Raw genomic sequence first — 19,320 nt, 5'->3', positions numbered from 1 at the left:
ATGTTCGAGGTTACTATCCCCAGAGGTCGGTATGATAATCATCGCGCTTGAGACGGAACTTTATCTGGAAATCGATTATCTCCTGCCACATGAGTGCACTACTATTGGATTTGAAGATCACCATTTCGTCGGCCGTTCCAAAGACGGGTTCAACGCTTTTCTCGATGCTGGAATTCTTTATGTCGCTGTACCGAAGTGAAAAACTTCCTATCATCGCCAAATCTTCCATTATCAATCCCTCTACTTCCTCACCCCTGAAAAAGACCCTGTCTCTCACGGGAAAGGAGAGGCCCATATTTCCAGGCTTGATTTTTTCGTGAAGTTCTATTACCTTGTTGACCGACGGCCTGTTCCAGCTCTTTCCGCAGGAGCCGCAGGAGAAACCACTGTGAAAACCCTTGATCGAACCGATCTTGCCGCACGAAGGGCATCTCCAGATTAGTCTTTCGATATGCCTGTAACTTCTGTAAGGTTTTTCGAAAGTGGGGTCCTCTTTTGAAAGAAAGTCGCTTATTTTGCGTTCCATTTCGGGATCGTCAGGCTGTATGGGATCACCGAACTCCACTGTGGAGAAACCGGGAGAGAAGATACCGGCCCACCGGGGCCATAGTCTCTGTATTCCGTAGAATTTGACAGGTACGATGGGGGTTTTCAGCATCTTGAAGAGTTTCCATATCTCTTTTTTTACACTCAAGAACTTGCCGTCCCAGGAACGAGCCGCCTCGGGCGCTATCCCCAGGGGAATTCCTTCCTTTATTGTTGACAGCATCTGTCTTATCGCCGTGGTATCTATTGTGTAGCGTTTCACGGGAATCGTTCCAAAGTTTCTCAAAAGTCTCATCCTGTCAACATAGATCGCCGTGCCGACGAATCTGAAATACCTCCAGGTCGAGTAAAATATCAGGGGGCCGTCGTAGTGGGTCTGGTGCGCAAGTGCTATTATGAAGGGTTTTCTCTCTCTCAGTACCCGTGCATTCTTCACTTTCGAGGGAAGCAGAATCAGTATCAGGAATTTCACCACGAGAGAAGTTGCGATGAAGAGCCACGGAACACACCTGGTGAAGTCGAAAGGTATATATTTACCGCGTCTTGGCAGGAGCAACGGCACGGTTTCTATGTAAAAGGCGTATCGTTCGTCTCTTTCGGCCAGCTTTCTTTCCCTGAAAACCGTGTATAAAAGAAGACAGCAGCTGATAGCTGCCCAGAGCATAAGAAAAAGAAACTCCCCCGATAGCATTACAATACCCAACAGAAAGAAAGTGTATCCTACATAAAGTGGCTGTCTGATGAAACGGTACGGACCGCTGGTGATTGTTCGATCCTGAACAGTCAACAATCCCGGAAAGCTTCCCGTCCAGTAGAAAGCGGCCAGCGAAGAATACAGCGAAAACGCTACCGAGACGACCACCATTGCAAGGCCTACCACGAAAAAAATTCCGATACCGGAAGCGCTTCCCGACAGTATCCACAGAGGGAGAACAACCCAAAGCAATGTCGATTCTGTGATAAAACACAGAGCCTTCATAATAACCTCCCGATAGAAAAGACGGCCCCGCCATCTTCGTTGTTTTCCGCAGTAATTGTCAAGTCAAGGGCGTCACAGATCTTTCTGACGATCGACAGGCCCAGACCGTGACCTTCTCCGCTTCTTGAGGAATCGCCCCTGTAGAACCTGTCGAAAATTCTATCTATCTTCTCTGCATCGATTCCATCTCCGTGATCCCTAACTTGAAGCAAGCCTTTCGTCCAATAAAAGCCTATGGGTTTTCCTTTCCCATATTTCATCGCATTCTCGAGCAACACCTTCAACGCTATTTTTAGCAAGGCCCTGTCGGTCGTGACATTCACATTCCCAACATCGATTTCGACAGTTATGTTTTCAGGTATGGGTGTGGATTTCACCAGTTCATTAACGAGCTCTCCGAGGTCGAAACTCTCCCTGTTCGTTTCAATTACCGGACGCGCCAGAAAGAGCAGCCCTTCGGTTATTGTAAGCATCTTGCCTGCGGTCGCCGTTATCCTTTCAGCGGCTTCTTTAAGAGCCTCCGGATCTTTAGATCCCCATCTCTGTATCATTCTGGAAAAGCCGAGTATCGACGTCAAAGGCGAGCGTATCTCGTGGGCGATATCTGAAGAGAACTGTTCCTGCCTTTTATAGCCGTCTTCAATCCTATCTAGCGCTGTATTTAGGGCTTTTTTAAGCTCTGCAAGCTCTGAAGTCCTGGGGTCTATCTCAACCCTTTTGGATAAATCTTCCAGCGTTATTTCCTTCAGTAGAGACGTTGCCTCTTTCAGCGGCTTTGAAACCCTCTTCCCGAGGAGATAGCCACTCAATATGGACAGCGCTACTCCGATGACCATCGAGAGCACAAGTGTGGTGGAAAGACTCTGCAGGAAGAAGTCCAGATCGTCCATCTGCGCGCCAAGCAGGATCTTTTCGTTTCCGTTGGTGAAGCCGTAGAAAAGGTAAGAACTCCCGTTAATTTTTGTCCTCACGTAACCTTCCACATCGGGTACGTTCGACAGACCTGTCGGGTTTTGCACCACTATTCCTTCTATCCTCACATAGAACTCATTTCCACCACGACCGATAATGCGGCCTATTCCCATCCTCATGCCCCTCCCCATGGGAGAGTCCATGAAGATCTTTCTCATCTCTTCCGAGTAATTGCGAATGAAGATGCTCTCCGACACCCTGTATATAAAGAGCGCTGAAACAGATAGAATCAACACAAGTAAAACCATGGAGTTGAAGGCCACCTGTGTTGAAGTTGAAAAGACCCTCTTATCTGACAACGTAACCAGAACCTCTCACTGTCTTGATTCTCTCGCCCGATTGTCCGAGCTTTTTGCGCAGGTAATTGATATACACCTCCACAACGTTGGGGTTTCCCCATTCTTCGTTGCCCCAGACTTTCTCAAGGAGTCTCTCCTTCGACATCACAATTCCGGCATTCGTTAAAAGAGCGAAAAGGAGTTCGAATTCTGTCTTGCTCAACTGAACGGGTTTGCCACCAACAGTTACCTCCCTGGTGTTATTATCCATCGTTATTTCATGGAAACTCACCCTGTCAAGAATTCCCCTCCGTCTGAATATCGCTTCCATTCTGGCAAGTAGTTCTTCTATTACGAAGGGCTTTGGAATATAATCGTCGGCTCCACCTTTAAGGCCGCGCACACGGTCTTCAACTTCTCCCCGGGCCGTAAGCATGATTATCGGAAGATCTGTAGAGATGTACTCCCTCACTTCGTTCAAAACTCTGAAACCGTTCGCTCCGGGAAGCATCACGTCCAGTATTAGAAGATCGGGTAACTCCTTTTCCAGCCTTTTCAAGGCAGTTACCCCGTCGGTTATAACTTCGACTGAGTAACCTTCGTGTGTTAGTTCCATCTGAAGAAGCTTACCGATATGGACGTCGTCCTCCACTACGATCACGTTCCCTTTCACTCTCTAGCCTCCCTTTCTTTTCGGATCAAAGATACAGTTCCACCGGCAACCATTCCCAGAGTCATCAGCGATAGTCCCACTATCTCCATTCTACTAGGTGACTCACCGAGAATTATCATAGCGAAGAGAAGTGCAAAGGCCGGTTCTCCAACGTAGATGAGAGAAGCACCCACAGATCCAAGGTATCTCTGGTACTTGAGTTGAACAACTACCGCGAATATAGTGGCAAACACAGCTGTGAAGAGTGCAACCAATAGGATTCTGTAATCGATGAATATAGAGCCTTCGACGAAAGGAGTCAGCAGAAGGTTCACCAAAACAACCACCATAAACTGCGGGAGGAGCAGATCCATCTCCTTATCGCCGGATGATTTGGTGAAATGGGATATCAGAACTACGTGTAGCGCGAAGGACAGAGCGCATATAGTCGTGAGAAAGTCACCAAAGTTGAAACCACCATCCGGAGAAGTGAGAAAGTAGAGTCCGATTAGAGAAATAGCCAGAGATGAGATCTGTACGGCTGTTGGAATCTTCCTCTCGATCAATGGAGAGAGTATTGCGACGATCGCTACGTAGAGAGCCGTAATAAAAGCGCTTTTAGAAGCGCTGGTGAAGACGAGTCCCCAGGTCTGGAAAACGTAGCCGCCCGAAAGAAAAAGGCCTAGAACCACGCCCTTCTTGAAGCCGCTACCGAAGAAAGAAAGTCCCAGCCTTTTTTTCAGAGGTATCAGCAAAAGTATGGCGAAAGAAAACCGTACAACATTATAGAAAACCGGGGAAAGCCCATGCAGAATATCCTTCTGCATGGGAAAGGTCAGTCCCCAGAAAACAACTACCAGTAAGAGATTGACGTAGGCTTTAGACTCGATCTTCGACATGAAAGCGAGCTTTTCGTCATCAGTTCATGAGAACTATGGCTAGTACAATGCCCACCACCAGTATACCGATGACCGAGAAGAGGATTATGTTGTCAGCTCTCTTCTCCTCTTCGGTCTTCTCCTGAAGCCTGAAATCGACCGATGTGGTCATGTCGCGATTTATATAGACGTTCTGCTTGGAATCCCTGTACCCCCATTTTGAAACAGTTACGGTGTGGCTTCCGACTTTTTCAAAGTCCCTGTAGGGAGTATCGCCTACATATTCGCCATCTACGTAAACCTGTGCGTCGGGGATCGACGTGACTTCGAGATAACCGTATATATAATTGGGCAGCAAGGAGAAATGGAAATCGCTGGAGCCGGGCTGAACGTTGACCACCGATGGCCCGTAAACGAGGTTCCTCTTGGTGTAAATATAGATAGTGTGCGTTCCAACTTCCAGAGTGGTCGTCACCGGCGCGTTGCCCATGTGTATTCCGTCCACATAGACACTGGCATCTCTCTTGTCTGCGTTGATCGTGGTTCTCACGGTGAATGGAACATAGCTGTTGTAGAAGTAGGTGTATCCCATACCCCAGTTAGTGCTGAAGACGGGATTTATAGCTATGGAAAGGTTATTTACGGTTTGGCTGAGATACGGGAATGGGTATCTGTCGAAAAGTGAAAAGACATTTCCAAGAAAGCTCAGCGGCGAGGATGAAGCCACTACCAAGATAGTTTCTCTACCCCTTTGAGATTGAATCTGCAGGTTATACTTTGTCGTAGCCTTCTCCGTTGGTAAGGTATAGGTTCTACCACCTATCATGTAGTTGTCCTGATCATAGACGTTTGGAAACAGAACCTGCACCTGACCGGAAGGATCGATGTCCAGAACGGCCACGTACGCGCTTCTATCCACGGAAAAGGAAACTCCCAGGGTTTCGCCACCGTAATAGGTTGCTCCGGTCCCCTTGTTTAGATTGACAGTAACGTTGATACCCGCACCCGGCCTGCTCAGGAACATGAGACCTTGTGGATCATAACTGATCGAAGTTGCGAAGGCTGTTATACCGAGAATAACGATCACAACGAGCATAAGCCTTTTCATTCTCTTCCCTCCTCCTCTATCGCTGCGGCTATTCGCCTGCAGACTTGTTTTACGCGCTAATCGGCAACGTCAGTTTTTCTGCAATCGATCTTCGCCCTTACACAGAGCTTTATCGAGCCAGTATTTGAACCTCTCTTCAAGTTCCCCTCTAGCGGTCTGTTCGACAATTCGACCCTTCATGAAGATCACTCCACCTGTACGGGTTCCGGCGATCCCTATATCGGCTTCCTTTCCTTCTCCTAAGCCGTTGACTACGCAACCCATAATGGCAACGGTAATATCATCGTCGATGCCTTTTAGCCATTGCTTGACTTCTCTTGCCAGCTTTTCGACGTTTATTTCCGTTCTGGCACAGGTTGGACAGGAGATTATATCCGGTCCCGGTCTGAGGTTGAGCGCTTTGAGAATCGAGAAGGCGACTTCTACCTCCTGTATCGGGTCACCCGATATGGACACTCTTATTGTGTCACCTATCCCGCTCAGCAGGAGTGCACCTATACCGATCGAAGATTTCACTATCGAGTCCAGGCCGAATCCAGCTTCCGTAACCCCCAGGTGAAGCGGATAATCTACCTTTTCACTCACATATCTGGTGGCTTCAACTGTCTCACTAACGCTGGAAGCCTTCACGGAGATTATGATATCTTCAAATCCAGCTTTTTCGAGCAACCTCACCTGCGCCAGAGCGCTCTCGGCCAAAGCGGTGACCCGACAGAGATGCGAGAAGTTTTGATCGATTGAACCGGAATTGGCTCCCACTCTTATTGGAACGTTGTACTCTTTGGCGACCTTTACCGTCTCAACTATCTTCCATTCCTGTCCGAAATTCCCAGGGTTGATCCTAACTTTTGCCGCTCCATTCCTTATGGATTCGATGGCCAGACGGTAATCGAAATGTATGTCGGCCACGACCGGAAGGGGCGATTCCAGGGTGATACTTTTCAGGGCGACGGCGCTTTCGTTGTCTGGAACAGATACTCTCACTATCTCGCAGCCCGCACCGGTCAGCCTTTCGATCTGTTCAAGGGTGGATTGCGTATCCACTGTCTTCGTGTTTGTCATCGACTGCACAGAAACGGGGTTTCCGCCACCTATAGTTACCGTGCCAACTTTAACGGTCTTACTCATCAGAACCAGCGACCTATATCCACGAAAGTTATGTAGATCATCAGGCCCATAAGAACCATGAACCCGATAACATTTATCAACCCTTCGATTTTGGGATCGAGCCTCCTTCTGGTTACCATCTCAAGAACAGCCAGCAGCATCCTTCCGCCGTCGAGAGCCGGAAAGGGAATCATGTTGACCACGCCCAGGTTCAAAGATATGAAACCCGTGATAAAGATAACTATCCTCAAACCTAGACTTATAGCCTGATCCACGATTGTCACAAGGCCTATCGGCCCGGTGAACTCATTTATATTGGCACCGCCTGTGAAGAGGCTTCCCACGACTCTGACCATGGTTACCAGAATACTGTTGGCCCACTGCAAACCCAGACCGGCAGCCTGTAAGACATTGTCGGGATACCAGTAATCGCTCCCCTGAGAAAAGACTCCGGCCTCACTCACAAGCGAAATCATCTCTTGCTTACTCACAGTGATTTCAAATGACTTCCCATCCCTTTCAAGTTTCACGAGAATCTCTTCGGCGAAACCGTGGTTCTGGTAGGCTACCTCCCTTCCGGTGAACTGGATCAAAAGATCGGAAGGGCCTATGGTGAGCAGTTGACTCATCATGGTCAGATCGTAGCTGGTACTCGTTTTCAAAGAACCCACAGAAATTATAATATCTCCCTTTTTGAAGGGTCCGTAGTCTTTGGCGATTTTCGGCTGGAAGTTGGCGTAATAAATCCCCATGGCATACCTTTCCTCGGCCGGCGAATAATTGAGCAGGGTACCGGACAGGATCTGTCCGTCGGAAAAACCTATTTTAATGAAACTTTCCGGCTGGAGCACTTTCCCGTAGCCCACATAGTCACCGCTGAACGTGGCTCCGTTAATCGAGGTGATTTCTCCGCCTGCGTCCCCCTGGGCACGGGAGATTATCATCACGGCCTCCTGTGGGAGCATTTCAGGCACGAGAGTGATATTAACCTCTCCGCTATCTCTCATTATTACCAGATCTATCGGATCGCCTTTCGCGATTGCCTCTCCAAGGCGCGTGTTGTCTATCAATATCTTCCCGTTCACCGAGACTATTCTGTCCCCGGGCGCTATGCCCGAGATCTCGGCAGGTGATCCCGGTTCTATTTTATCGATTTTTATCTCCTGAAAACCCCACACGACGGCGACGAGAGATAGAATGACGAAACCAAGTATCAACGAGAAAGCAGGTCCGGCCAGATATATTATGAAACGCTGCCAGGCGGGTTTATTCTGTATCTGTTCATTCTCGGGCACCGATGAATCTACGGTATCGAGATCCTCTCCGGCCGGTCTGACATAGCCGCCGATGGGGAAGGCGTTTATCCTGAAAGTGGTTTTCTTGCCCTTCCTGGACCAGATCTTCGGTCCCATACCTATTGCAAACTCGATTACCCTCACACCGAAAAGCCTCGAAAAGAGATAGTGGCCCAGTTCATGGACTACGACGACCCCTGTGAGGATCAAAAGAAAGTAGATTATCGTCAAAAACATTCCTTCACCTCTTCCAGCGCAATAGCTCTTGCAATCTTATCGATCTCCATTGTTTGACGGTAGTCGGCCCGTATTTGATCATCCATTCTGGAGACCGTTCTTTCGATTATATTGTAAATTCCTCCGAACTTTATTTCACCTTTTGAAAAAGCTTCGACGGCTATTTCATCGGCCGCGTTGTAGGCTATCTGTTTCGACTGCTTTCCGCAGATGCTTCTTGCCAGTTCGAGCGCGGGGTACTTTTCGCCGTCGATCTCTTCCAGTAGGAGTGGAATCCCGGTGATCTCACCTCCATCCACCACTCGCTCCCTGAAAGGATAAGTGAGAGAATACGCTATCGGAATCCTCATATCTGGTGTTCCACTGTGCAGTTTCACAACTCCGTCCCGGTACACTACACCGGCATGTATATAACTATTTCTGCATATATAGGTATCTATATCATTTTCATCGTATCCGAACAGATAATGTGCTTCAATCACTTCCAGCCCCTTATTTACCATTGTAGCACTATCGATAGTGATCCTCCGCCCCATAGACCATACCGGATGTTTCAAGACATCTTCAGGAGTGGCGTCTGCCATTCTTTCAGCGTTCCAGTCTCTTAAAGCTCCACCAGAGGCCGTGATGAATATCCGTTCCGGACGGGGTCCTTCACCGAGAAGCTGAAAGAGACCGCTGTGCTCCGAATCGACGGGTACCAATTCCACAGACTTCTTTTTACACGCCTCGATCAGTAGATCTCCCCCACAAACTATCGATTCTTTGTTTGCCAGACAGAGGCGTCTGCATATTTCGGTTGCTTTCAGGCTGAATCGTAACCCGATCGCGCCGCTGATACCAATAACGACTGTGTCTGGCCTCGAGCGTTCAAGCATCTCTTCGATTCCCTCTTCGCCGTGAAAGAATTTCTTAACTGAAGAGAGAGCGGAGAAATTTTCTTCTATGGAAAGAGAGGCCGCGAAGGGCGGTCTGTACCTTTCCAGTTGTTTGGTGAAGAGAGAGAAATTGTGGCCACAACTCATGGCCACAATTTCCACTCCTTCAATCTTTGAAATTACATCCAAAGTCTGGATACCAATTGAACCGGTTGAGCCCAATATGGCAAGTCTTCTCAACTTTGCACCTCGAATTTCTTTTTTATCTCGGCAGTGTCTCCGGAGGTCTCTTCGAGTACTTTGCTGACTTCCTCATCCTTGAGCGACATGATTTTTGCCACTCTATCGGGAACGTTCTGCCTCTTTCCAGGGACACACTTTTCTGCCTGCTCCTCCTTTGTCGCTACTTTCAATGCGAAGGCCGCACAACCGGGGGAACCACAGATTCCACAATTGATATTGGGCAATACAGAGTATATAAGTGTCGCCCTTTTATCGTCCCTCAGTTTCCCTTTGTATGTATCTATCTCTTCCTGTGAGGGCCTCACCGGTTTAGGAGAAGCTTGCTTTATTTCTTTGCCGGAGCTCTCCAGAAGTTTGGCCAGTGCCTTCTGTGGATCCTCGCCCGCTTCTTCGTAGAGTGCAACGAGTTTTTCCGTTTCGCTGTCCATTATGACTTTCAACTTTTCAGGGACTCCCGATCTTTTTCCGGGCAAGCAGCCATCAAGAACCGCCTTGCCTTCGGCAATCGCTTTCGCGAAGGCCGGACATCCAGGGAAGCCGCACGCTCCGCAGTTGACCCCTGGCAGTGCTGCCTCAATCAGTTTAACTCTTGGATCCTCTTTGACGGCGAATTTTGCGGAGGCGAAAGCGAGGAAGACGCCGGCGCCTACTCCTAGAATCGCCATTAAGAGTACCGAATAAACTATCGTCATAGCTCACACCTCACAGCTTTACGAGACCCTGGAAACCCATGAAGGCCATCGATAAAAGTCCCGCCGTTATCAGGGCACTCGCCGTTCCTTTGAAAGGAGCTGGAATATCTGAAAGCTCCATCCTTTCTCTTATTGTAGAAAAAAGGATCAGGGCGAGTGCAAATCCCAGTCCAGCTCCGGCAGAGTTCACTATTGTTTCGATGAGAGTATAATTCTGCTGAACATTAAGTAGTGCCAGTCCAAGAATTGCACAGTTGGTCGTGATTAGTGGAAGAAATATACCCAGAGCCTCGTACAATGCTGGACTCGTCTTTTTCAGCACTATCTCCACGAACTGCACAAGCGTAGCTATTATAAGTATGAAAACGATGGTCGTCAAAAAGGAAAGTCCAAGAGATACCAGCAGGATGTTCAACAACCACGTGATTATAGATGCCAGAATCATCACGAATATAACGGCTATACTCATTCCAACAGCAGTATCGACCTTCTTGGAAACGCCGAGAAAGGGACAGATTCCCAGAAATCTCGAGAGAACGAAATTGTTAATAAGTATCGCGGATAAGAATATGAACAACAGTCTGGTCGCCATACTTCAGCCTCCTCACTTAGTCTCTTTCTTCGCTTTTTCACGCCTTATCCCAAGATAATTGAAGAAGGCGGCAAGCATTCCCAATGCTATGAAGGCACCGGGGGGGAGAATCATGGCGAACATCTTGACGTCCGACAGGTGTGCACCGAAGATAGAGCCATTTCCGAGGAATTCTCTCACCGATCCAAGTAAGACCAACGCACCGGTGAAACCCAACCCCATGCCCAGGCCATCGAGAAAAGAATCGAAGACGTTGTTCTTGGATGCAAAGGCCTCCGCACGACCGAGAATTATACAGTTAACCACAATAAGTGGAATGAAAAGCCCCAGCGTCTTCCATAGATTATATATAAAACCATGCATTAGCATGTCGATAATAGTGACGAACGACGCTATTATGACGATATACGCGGGTATTCTGATCTTGTCGGGAATTAATTTTCGCACCAGCGAAATTGTTATATTGGACAGGGCCAGTACGGCCGTGGTCGCCAACCCCATTCCCAGGCCGTTTTCGGCGCTGGTCGTGGTTGCCAATGTAGGACACATCCCCAGAACCTGCATGAAAGTTGGATTCTGTTTGAGCAGACCGTTTGTAAATACCTTCAATCTCGATCCGGCCATTATTTAACACCTGCCTTCTTCAGGAACTGATACATCGTGTTTATCGATACGGTTACGGCCCTCGGAGTTATCGTCGCACCGGTCATCACGTCCGTAACCGTAACTATTCCTTCGGTTTCTCTTTTCAGATCGATCTCCTCGCCGGTCGGGGTCACACCCGCATCTTTATTGACTTTAAGCTCTCTCTCCAGACCGGAAGTTTCCACCGGGTAGAATCTCTTTTGAATATCGGAACTGGCTATGTTTGCCCCCAGACCCGGCGTCTCCTGCGAATATTCGAGAACCTTTATTCCGTTCAACTTCAATCCAGTGTCGGTAGAAATGAATGACGCCATCGTTTTGACATCTCCGCCGTACCCCACAGCACTTGCGATGGCTATATAGATTTCCATTCCATCGTCGGATGTGAACCTGTAAACGGGACTATCGACCTTTCCCCTGCCATCTTCACCTTTAAAGATTATCCCGTCTTCAACCTGAAACCCCGAAGGGGACCACTCGAAATTGGCCAGATCGCTGGCGGTTGAGGGGATTTTCCCATCGCTAACCATAGATTTGCCGGTAGATGGATCCTTTAGCACATCTCTTATCGCCTGCAGCCTCGCTCCAAGTTCGGCGTTCGCGATGGGTTCCTTGACGATCGAATAGACCGCGGAAAGGGCGAAAGCAGCTATAACGGTAATTATCATCAGTGTTATTCCCGTTTTGAAATAGTCACGCATTGGACTTCACCTTTACCTTCCCGAAGATTTTCGGCTTGGAAACCATATCTATCAAGGGTACAAAGGCGTTCATGACCAGAATCGCGAAGGAGACCCCCTCTGGATATCCGCCGAAGAGTCTGATCACCATAGTGATGACTCCACATCCCACTCCGAATATCAAGTGTCCCCTGATAGACATAGGGCTTGTCACCATGTCGGTTGCCATGAAGAGTGCTCCAAGCATAAGTCCGCCTCCGAGTATGTGATACAGGGGCGATCCGAAAGCCGGATTGACTCCGTTGAAGATCGCGGCCATAATGGCTACCGTCCCTATATACGCGACCGGTATCACCGGTAAGACTCTTCTGCGAAGCAATAGCCAGCCGAATCCCAGTAGAAGCAGGAGAGCGCTGACCTCGCCAAGAGAGCCGGGAATGGTCCCTAGGAACATCTCCTGGAGAGAAAAGATCCTCGACGAACCTTCTTTTAGTATCGCCATGGGCGTGGCGCTAGTCTGGAGATCGAAGGGGCTGAACCAGGTTGTCATCTGAACGGGGAAGGATATCAAAAGAAAGACTCTGCCTATGAGAGCCGGGTTGAAGAAGTTCTTGCCAAGTCCTCCGAAGACCGCCTTGGCGATCGCTATGGATACGAAAACTCCGATTAGGGCCTGCCACCATTTCACAGCCAGAGAGAGGTTCAGGGCCAGAAGGAGACCGGTGACAGAACCACTCAGGTCAGGTCTATAACTCTTTTTGTTCCTCAAAAAGCGTACAATGAAGAAATCGAGTGCTTCGGCTCCCGCTGTACAGACCAGTATCAACACCAGGGCCCTGATTCCGAAAGTAACGACTGCCCAGACTGCGGCGGGAGTGAGCGCTATCAGGACATCGAGCATTATGCTTCTTACACTGTTGCCAGACCTCAGGTGAGGTGCGGCCGTCATCGTCAACTTCACTTTTTTGCCCCTCCCTTCAGACTGCGGTATATCTTTTTGTGCAACTTGAAATTCTTCACAAGCTCGATTCTCGCCGGACAGATATAAGAACAGCTTCCACATTCTATACAGTCCATCAAACCGTTATCGACGGCTTTATCGTACTGTCTTGCAGATCCATAAAGGTTTAGAAGAAACGGTTGGAGCCCCATGGGGCAGACTAACGTGCAGTTGCCGCACCTTATGCAGGGGAACTCTTCTTCAGGCAGCGAATCCTTCATCAAAGTTATTCCCGAGGTGCCCTTGACGACGGGTGTATCGATCTTTGGAACGGTAATTCCCATCATCGGACCGCCGAAGATCATTTTTGAAGTCTCTTCGTCGGCTCCCCCGGCGAAGGCTATCAATTCCTGCGCCATAGTCCCGATTCTGGCTACAAAGTTCGAGGGGGATTTTACGCCTTCACCCGTGACGGTGATTCCTCTCTCGACAAGGGGTCTGCCCTTTTCGACCGCTTCGTAAACCGCGTAAGCCGTTCCCACGTTATCGACGACTGCTCCTACGTCCAGCGGAAGGCCGCCCGAGGGGACCACCCTCTTCTCAAGTGCGAATATCAATTGCTTTTCCGCTCCTTGTGGATATTTGGTTATAAGTTTTCTGACTTCGATTCCCGTTCCTTTTACGGCTTCGCTCATCTTCGCTATAGCCTGCGGTTTGTTATCTTCTATCCCTATAAGGGCTCTTCGAACACTCAGAGCTTTCATTATGGCCAGTGTTCCCCTTACAATACCGTCGGCGCGTTCCAGCATGTACCGGTAGTCTATGGTGAGGTAAGGTTCGCACTCGGCGCCATTGATGATAAGAAGGTCGATCTTTTTGTCTTTTGGAGGGGAAAGCTTTACGCTGGTCGGAAACATGGCTCCACCGAGACCGACGATTCCTGCCTGCTTTATTCTCTCTGCTATCTCTCCGGGAGAGAGCTTCTCATAAGAAGTTTCCGGTCCGAGGAGTTCCCATTCATCTTCCGAGGTCCTCTCGATAACTATTGCATCATCGGGTTTAGACAGGGTGGGATGGTAGTATTTTCCGATTTCCTTTACCTCGCCCGTGAGTGGAGAATGAAGATTGGCGGAGATGAAACCGTTCGACTGGGCTATCAGCTGACCGGTCTTGACTCTCTCACCCGGACCAACGACAGGCTTTGCCGGAACACCTGCATGATTTGCAAGAAACACGTAGACTTTTTCTGGAAGCGGAAGGATTCTCAACGCAATATCTTTAGCCAGCTCCTTCCTCTCTGGCGGATGCACGCCCCCTCTGAAGGTTGGCAACTTCATCGTATCACCTCTCAACGGTTTTGACAATGACTGACTTCATTTTCGATAATATCCCGCAAAAAAACAACCTTACAGCTCACTGAAGCTGCAGTCACGATTACCCGCAAACATTCTTACAAACAATAGGAGCGGATCGCTCCGCTCCTATTATAGTACAATGTTCAGTCGCTGGGAAACGACTACTTCACGCGATTGATTCTTCCACTCTCCTGGTAAGATGTGATCGGGCTTATCTTGCTCACATACTCGACTACTACATCAGCGAGAACAAATCCCGTATCGTAACCAGGGTGGTTGGCAAGAGTTGTATAGCCATCTCCGCCGGAAGCCAGGTAGTTGTTTGTGGCAACCTTGTAGATCTTATCCATCACAATCGGTTCCCCGTTAACTAAAACATCTTTGACGGTACCGTTTTCAATCGTATAACTGACACCACTGACCTGTGGCATCGCTCCCTGTCCGGCTGCTATCGTGGCGGTGAATTCCAGGACTTTCATGAAATCGGCGCCACTTATTTCGATAACGTACAGAGAATTGCCGAACGGAAGAACGGTGAGAATATCACGGTAAGTTATCGGACCGGCCGCTATCGAGGCTCTAATACCCCCTGAATTACTTATCGCGATGTCGGCGCCGGATTTCCAGATCATGGCATCGCAAATCAAGTAGCCGAGGTTTGTGTCCCGTGCCCTGACGACATTTCTGTCACCTTCGAGCTTTATGGTCGTTTCGCCGACCACAACGTTAAGGGCCTCTCCGCCGGCTTTCTTGAAGTAATCGAGTACAGTGGCGACTGCGAAATCCGGAGTGATCGAGTTCTCCACCTTGATCGGTCTGAAGGAGACGAATGTTATAGTTCCATTGACTACGTCCAGATCCAGTTTTCCAAGGTACTTTCCCCATTCACCGGCCGATACTATCAACGTACCGTTTATAACTTCCGGTCTCTCGTAGAAAGTATGGCTGTGACCGTCAACGATCACGTCGATTCCATCGACGGCCGCTGCCAATTCCCAGGAATTCGGTCCAACTATAACCGGATTGCTCCCCATATGTGTCAACGCGACGATTATATCGGCCTGGGCTTCTAGCTGAGGTATCAGTTCTTTGGCCACTTCAACTATTTCTTTCCACTCATAATCCTTTGCATACAGATACTCGAGTATTTCGGATTCCTGAGCGGTAAAGCCGACTATCGCCACTTTGATTCCTCCGACTTCTTTAATTATGTACTGTGTGAAGGCCGGTTTACCGTCTTTGTATATGTTGGCACTCAGGAACGGGAAGGCTGCAATGTTCATCTGCTTGGCCAGAACGTTCGCGTCGTTGTCGAACTCGTGGTTTCCCAATGTCACGGCATCGAGCTTCATTAGGTTGAGGGCGACTATATCCGGTGCGGCATCCTGAAGGTCGGATTCAGGCACGCCGGTGTTTATGTCTCCAGCATGCAAAAAGATAGTGTTCGGATTGGACATCCTAGCCTGATTCACTAGAGTCGCGATGGCGGCGAACCCGCCGAACTCTCCCTCGGGCCATATATGGCCGTGGGTGTCGTTGATGTGGAGAATGGTGAGTCTCTGGGCGAGTGCAAAAATCGATAGCGTTACTATCAGAGCGATTAACAGAAACTTCTTCATATCGAACCTCCTTTTAAGAAATGTTGGCAATATTTCCTACTTTTTCGAAGTCAAAGGAATTGTTTCCCTCAGTAATATGGTAATGGATAATCTCGATTTCTGTTTTATCCGAGAAGACACTTCTCGAACTTTTTTCGATTTTTAAGCCGTTCATTTCCGCCTCCTCGAAGTCCGACAGGTAGATCGATTTCAGCGTGATCGCCAGCCTGAACTCCCATAAACACTCTCTGAAAGCGCTGGTTGCGATACTCAAAGGTGTTATCATGGACATCATCGCTGCCGCCACAAACAGGAGCGCTATCAGCAGACCGAAAGAGAGATAGCCATCATTCTTTCGCAGCGATCGTCTTTCCGCCCGGTACATCGCCCGAAAAATCTCCCTCCCTCACATGATTTGCAATCGCACAGTTCTTCCCGATCTTTATTCCGGCAGGAATGATGGCGTCGTACCCAACCACGACAAGGCCAGAATCGTATATGCCCGGGTGCGTTTCGTGCGGAACTTCCTCTCCATACCCCAATATACAGTCGTCGTTTATCACGGAATTTTCGCCAATTATAGCCTTGTCGATAAGCACGCCTTTGCCTATTCTGGTGTTGGTCATTATCACTGAATTGCGAACAACCGAACCCTCGCCTATTTGTACACCCTGAAAGATCACCGAACTATCTACGCGCCCGTATATCTCAGCCCCTTCGTTGATCAGAGAATTCCTGACCCTCGAGCTCCTCCCTACATAGGCCGGTAGATATTCCTCGGTCTGTGTATAGAACCTCCAGGTAGGATCGTGGAGGTTAAGAGGCGGAATCGGCCTGGTCAGTTCGATATTGGATTCCCAGAGAGCCTGGAGGGTTCCTACATCTCTCCAATAGCCTTCAAAAACGAAGGCGAAAAGTTTTCCCAGATCTCTATCCACGGTCTCTGGGAGTATGTTTTTGCCAAAATCGTTGCTGCTTTCAGGAGTCTGCTCGTCCTCTATCAACCTTTCTTTGAGGAAGCTCCAGTTGAAAACATAGATGCCGAGTGAGGCAAGATCCGATCTCGGCTTTTCCGGCTTTTCCTGGAAATCGACGATTCGGTTTTCAAAATCGGTGACCATCATACCGAATCGATGAGCCTCCGAAAGAGGTACGCGCATGCATGCAACGGTACCATCTGCTCCTTTGGAGAGATGGTAGTCTATCATTTCGTTGTAATCCATCGAGTAAATGTGATCACCGGAGAGAACTACCACTATTTCTGGATTATAAGCATCTATATAGTCGATGTTTTGATAGACAGCGTTTGCCGTTCCCTTGTACCAGTTCGAATCATCCTGCGCCACATATGGTGGAAGAATCACCACCCCGCCGTCTTTTCTGTCTAAATCCCAGGGCCTTCCTATACCTATATGCTTTGAAAGAACATGGGGTCTATATTGCGTGAGCACTCCAACGGTGTAGATACCCGAGTTGACGCAGTTGCTGAGCGCAAAATCGATTATTCTGTACTTTCCGCCGAAGGGAACGGCCGGTTTGGCGATCTCGTCCGTTAAAATGCCGAGTCTTGTACCCTGGCCACCGGCCAGTATTAAAGCAACCACTTTTTTCGCCATATTATCACCTCAACCCCTATATAACGCCATGTTTCTCGATCACTGTGGGATCTGATTGCTCGCCTATAAAACTCTTCCCCGATCTGACGGTACAATATTTGTCGAGTATGACGTTCTCCACGTAAGCCCCTTCTTCTACGATACAGCCCTCCAGAAGTACGGAACCTTTCACCGTGGCACCGGCCAGAACACGTGTATCCCTGAAAAGCACGGAATCTTCTAGCCTTCCACCGACCACGCATCCATCCGCTATAACAGAATTGCTTATGAAGGCCGTACCGGTTATCTTTGGTGGCGGGAGATCCTTCAACTTCGTGAAAACCCTCCCGTGCTCGTAGAAGAGCTCACGTCTGATTTCTGGGTTGAGAATATCGAGATTGGTGCGGTAATAACAGCTTTTGCTCTGCTTTATGTCGCGCCAGTAGCCGTTGTACCTGTATTCTCTCACGTTGAGGGAGGTGAGGTTGGGAATTATAACTCCCTTCACCAGCTCGTTTTCCCCGTTGGGCACGGTCGAGTAGAGGAGTTCTCGAAGAAGGAACTTGTTCATGAAATAGACTCCCAAAGCCACGCAATTGGAGCCCCCGAGGTCCTCGACCGGCCCTTCTCTTTCGATCCACTCGATAACTCTGCCTTCCTTGCATTTCAGAAGAGATACATTTCCAAAATTATAATTATCGATATTGCTTGACGTCAGGACCGTTATATCGGAACCGGTTTCTAGGTGGTAACGGAAGACCTCGCCGAGATCTGTTTTGAAGATATGGTCACCGGAGCCTATCATCACATAATCTTCGTTGCCCCTCCTCAGGATGTTGATGTTCTGGAATATGGCATCGGCCGTTCCTTTGTAACCCATGGACGGGTTGTATGGAGAATAGTAAGGTTGCAGGATAAAGAGACCACCCTGTTTTCTATCAAGATCCCATTCCTTGCCGGAGCCTATGTGATCCATAAGACTCCTTGGGCTGTACTGAGTAATTATTCCAACTTTAGAAATACCTGCATTAACCATGTTGCTGAGAGTGAAGTCGATAGAGCGATATTTACCGAAAACCGGCAGTGCAGCACTCGTTCGAACCTGTGTCAGCGGTCCCAAGTATTCACCCCTGCCGCCTGCTAATATTATTCCGAGTACCTTCATTCTCTCACCACACGCCCTTCTTTAATGCCGGGCTGTGGTTTCCCTCCCTTCAACATTTTTGTTTTTTTCTATTCCATCAAAGGCAAACCGGTCATCAACGACATCGCCGGAAGCGACCAGTCTTCCTCTCCATCGAGGTATCTGTGAAGAAACCTGACCGCATCGGAAACGGCCTTCCCGTAAAGATCCTTGAAAGTCAGCCTGCTTTCCCAACCCGCTATGCTGTGAAACCAGGGACTCATTCTGGCATTCACGGGATCGTCGTGCGTATCTCTGAAAAAAGCAATTTCGGCGCTCTCGTTCTTCAAAAAAAGGCCTTTCAAAAAGAGAAACAACCTGGATCTACCGTAATAATCGTCAAAAACATCTTTCATAGAGTCAACGGCCCGGGAGAGCGAAGGGCTATCGATGTTATAGACTTCTTCGGCCGCTCTTTGAAAGACCCGTTCGAGTTCCTCGTCGATCGAGGGGGGGAGTTCCGCCAAAGGCCTCAATTTCAGTATATCCACTGTCAGCTTTTCTTTGAGCAGGGTTCTGTCTATCATTATCTCGAGCTGTCCGCTTCTGTACCCCGTGCCGGCCCGCGCCATAATGTACTGGTTAACGGAAAGATCTAGAAAAAAATGACAGAAAACCCCCATAACGTAAAATCTCGAAACTTCCTCGAGCCCTCTGCACAGAACACCGGCAAAAGCATCGCACCCGGTTGTGTGAGATAACTTCCAGAGCGAATACTCAGGAGAGCTTTTTTCACAGTACTTGCCTACATCTGTGAAAAGACATCCGAAATTGAACTCTCCCTTTCTCTCGCTGTCTGGGTCCAGTCCAACCTTCTGGAGAACGTCCTTTCCAAAGATTATATGAGTCCAGAACCCGGGCAAGAAC

At 48.7% G+C, this 19,320-nt stretch carries 19 protein-coding genes; all 19 read right to left on the bottom strand.

Annotation, left to right across the window (positions count from 1 at the left end; translation table 11 throughout):
* Positions 1–13: 13 nt before the first annotated feature.
* The 19 genes from MESINF_RS12960 to MESINF_RS12870 all read right to left on the bottom strand — a co-directional run bounded on the left by MESINF_RS12960 (position 14) and on the right by MESINF_RS12870 (position 19,316).
* Positions 14–1,525, bottom strand: coding sequence for a 1-acyl-sn-glycerol-3-phosphate acyltransferase (locus tag MESINF_RS12960; protein WP_169700489.1), 1,512 nt, complete (start codon positions 1,523–1,525; stop codon positions 14–16).
* Positions 1,522–2,796 carry a HAMP domain-containing sensor histidine kinase gene (locus MESINF_RS12955; RefSeq protein ID WP_169700487.1) on the bottom strand — a complete coding sequence of 425 codons (1,275 nt, stop codon included), beginning with the start codon at positions 2,794–2,796 and terminating at the stop codon, positions 1,522–1,524. Before MESINF_RS12955 ends, MESINF_RS12960 begins: the two co-directional genes overlap by 4 nt.
* The gene (locus tag MESINF_RS12950; protein WP_169700485.1) at positions 2,786–3,448 is read right to left on the bottom strand and encodes a response regulator transcription factor; all 663 of its coding nucleotides are present in this window, start codon (positions 3,446–3,448) and stop codon (positions 2,786–2,788) included. The genes MESINF_RS12955 and MESINF_RS12950 overlap by 11 nt, the downstream gene beginning before the upstream one ends.
* Complete coding sequence (locus tag MESINF_RS12945; protein ID WP_169700483.1) at positions 3,445–4,326, bottom strand: DMT family transporter; 882 nt, start codon at positions 4,324–4,326, stop codon at positions 3,445–3,447. Before MESINF_RS12945 ends, MESINF_RS12950 begins: the two co-directional genes overlap by 4 nt.
* Before the next feature lie 19 nt (positions 4,327–4,345).
* Positions 4,346–5,413, bottom strand: coding sequence for a DUF4384 domain-containing protein (locus tag MESINF_RS12940; RefSeq protein ID WP_169700481.1), 1,068 nt, complete (start codon positions 5,411–5,413; stop codon positions 4,346–4,348).
* A gap of 69 nt (positions 5,414–5,482) precedes the next feature.
* The gene (gene ispG, locus MESINF_RS12935) at positions 5,483–6,541 is read right to left on the bottom strand and encodes a flavodoxin-dependent (E)-4-hydroxy-3-methylbut-2-enyl-diphosphate synthase (RefSeq protein ID WP_169700479.1); all 1,059 of its coding nucleotides are present in this window, start codon (positions 6,539–6,541) and stop codon (positions 5,483–5,485) included.
* The gene (locus MESINF_RS12930) at positions 6,541–8,052 is read right to left on the bottom strand and encodes a site-2 protease family protein (protein ID WP_169700477.1); all 1,512 of its coding nucleotides are present in this window, start codon (positions 8,050–8,052) and stop codon (positions 6,541–6,543) included. The genes ispG and MESINF_RS12930 overlap by 1 nt, the downstream gene beginning before the upstream one ends.
* Complete coding sequence (gene dxr / locus MESINF_RS12925) at positions 8,043–9,170, bottom strand: 1-deoxy-D-xylulose-5-phosphate reductoisomerase (protein WP_169700476.1); 1,128 nt, start codon at positions 9,168–9,170, stop codon at positions 8,043–8,045. Before dxr ends, MESINF_RS12930 begins: the two co-directional genes overlap by 10 nt.
* Positions 9,167–9,865 carry an RnfABCDGE type electron transport complex subunit B gene (locus MESINF_RS12920; protein ID WP_169700474.1) on the bottom strand — a complete coding sequence of 233 codons (699 nt, stop codon included), beginning with the start codon at positions 9,863–9,865 and terminating at the stop codon, positions 9,167–9,169. Before MESINF_RS12920 ends, dxr begins: the two co-directional genes overlap by 4 nt.
* A 10-nt stretch (positions 9,866–9,875) precedes the next feature.
* Positions 9,876–10,457 (bottom strand): electron transport complex subunit RsxA, encoded by a 582-nt coding sequence (gene rsxA, locus MESINF_RS12915; protein ID WP_169700472.1) that lies wholly within the window; start codon positions 10,455–10,457, stop codon positions 9,876–9,878.
* Positions 10,458–10,469: 12 nt separating this feature from the next.
* Complete coding sequence (rsxE, locus tag MESINF_RS12910) at positions 10,470–11,081, bottom strand: electron transport complex subunit RsxE (RefSeq protein WP_169700470.1); 612 nt, start codon at positions 11,079–11,081, stop codon at positions 10,470–10,472.
* The gene (locus MESINF_RS12905) at positions 11,081–11,803 is read right to left on the bottom strand and encodes an RnfABCDGE type electron transport complex subunit G (RefSeq protein ID WP_169700468.1); all 723 of its coding nucleotides are present in this window, start codon (positions 11,801–11,803) and stop codon (positions 11,081–11,083) included. Before MESINF_RS12905 ends, rsxE begins: the two co-directional genes overlap by 1 nt.
* Positions 11,796–12,743, bottom strand: coding sequence for an RnfABCDGE type electron transport complex subunit D (locus MESINF_RS12900; RefSeq protein ID WP_169700466.1), 948 nt, complete (start codon positions 12,741–12,743; stop codon positions 11,796–11,798). The genes MESINF_RS12905 and MESINF_RS12900 overlap by 8 nt, the downstream gene beginning before the upstream one ends.
* Entirely contained in the window at positions 12,740–14,059 is a 1,320-nt protein-coding gene (gene rsxC / locus MESINF_RS12895; RefSeq protein WP_169700464.1) for an electron transport complex subunit RsxC, read from the bottom strand. Before rsxC ends, MESINF_RS12900 begins: the two co-directional genes overlap by 4 nt.
* Positions 14,060–14,238: 179 nt before the next feature.
* On the bottom strand, positions 14,239–15,696 hold the full coding sequence (locus tag MESINF_RS12890) for a 5'-nucleotidase C-terminal domain-containing protein (RefSeq protein WP_169700462.1): 1,458 nt from the start codon (positions 15,694–15,696) through the stop codon (positions 14,239–14,241).
* Between the two features lie 13 nt (positions 15,697–15,709).
* A complete protein-coding gene (locus MESINF_RS12885; protein WP_169700460.1) occupies positions 15,710–16,060 on the bottom strand; it encodes a hypothetical protein in 351 nt (116 codons plus the stop codon).
* Positions 16,023–17,291, bottom strand: a complete 1,269-nt coding sequence (locus MESINF_RS12880) for a glucose-1-phosphate adenylyltransferase (RefSeq protein ID WP_169700459.1) — start codon at positions 17,289–17,291, stop codon at positions 16,023–16,025. Before MESINF_RS12880 ends, MESINF_RS12885 begins: the two co-directional genes overlap by 38 nt.
* A 16-nt stretch (positions 17,292–17,307) precedes the next feature.
* Entirely contained in the window at positions 17,308–18,435 is a 1,128-nt protein-coding gene (glgD, locus tag MESINF_RS12875) for a glucose-1-phosphate adenylyltransferase subunit GlgD (RefSeq protein WP_169700458.1), read from the bottom strand.
* A gap of 68 nt (positions 18,436–18,503) precedes the next feature.
* Positions 18,504–19,316, bottom strand: coding sequence for a hypothetical protein (locus MESINF_RS12870; protein ID WP_169700457.1), 813 nt, complete (start codon positions 19,314–19,316; stop codon positions 18,504–18,506).
* Positions 19,317–19,320: the final 4 nt, after the last annotated feature.

The organism is Mesotoga infera (assembly GCF_900157305.1).
GTDB classification, from domain to species: Bacteria; Thermotogota; Thermotogae; order Petrotogales; family Kosmotogaceae; genus Mesotoga; species Mesotoga infera.
This window is presented reverse-complemented; position numbering and strand designations above follow the sequence as displayed.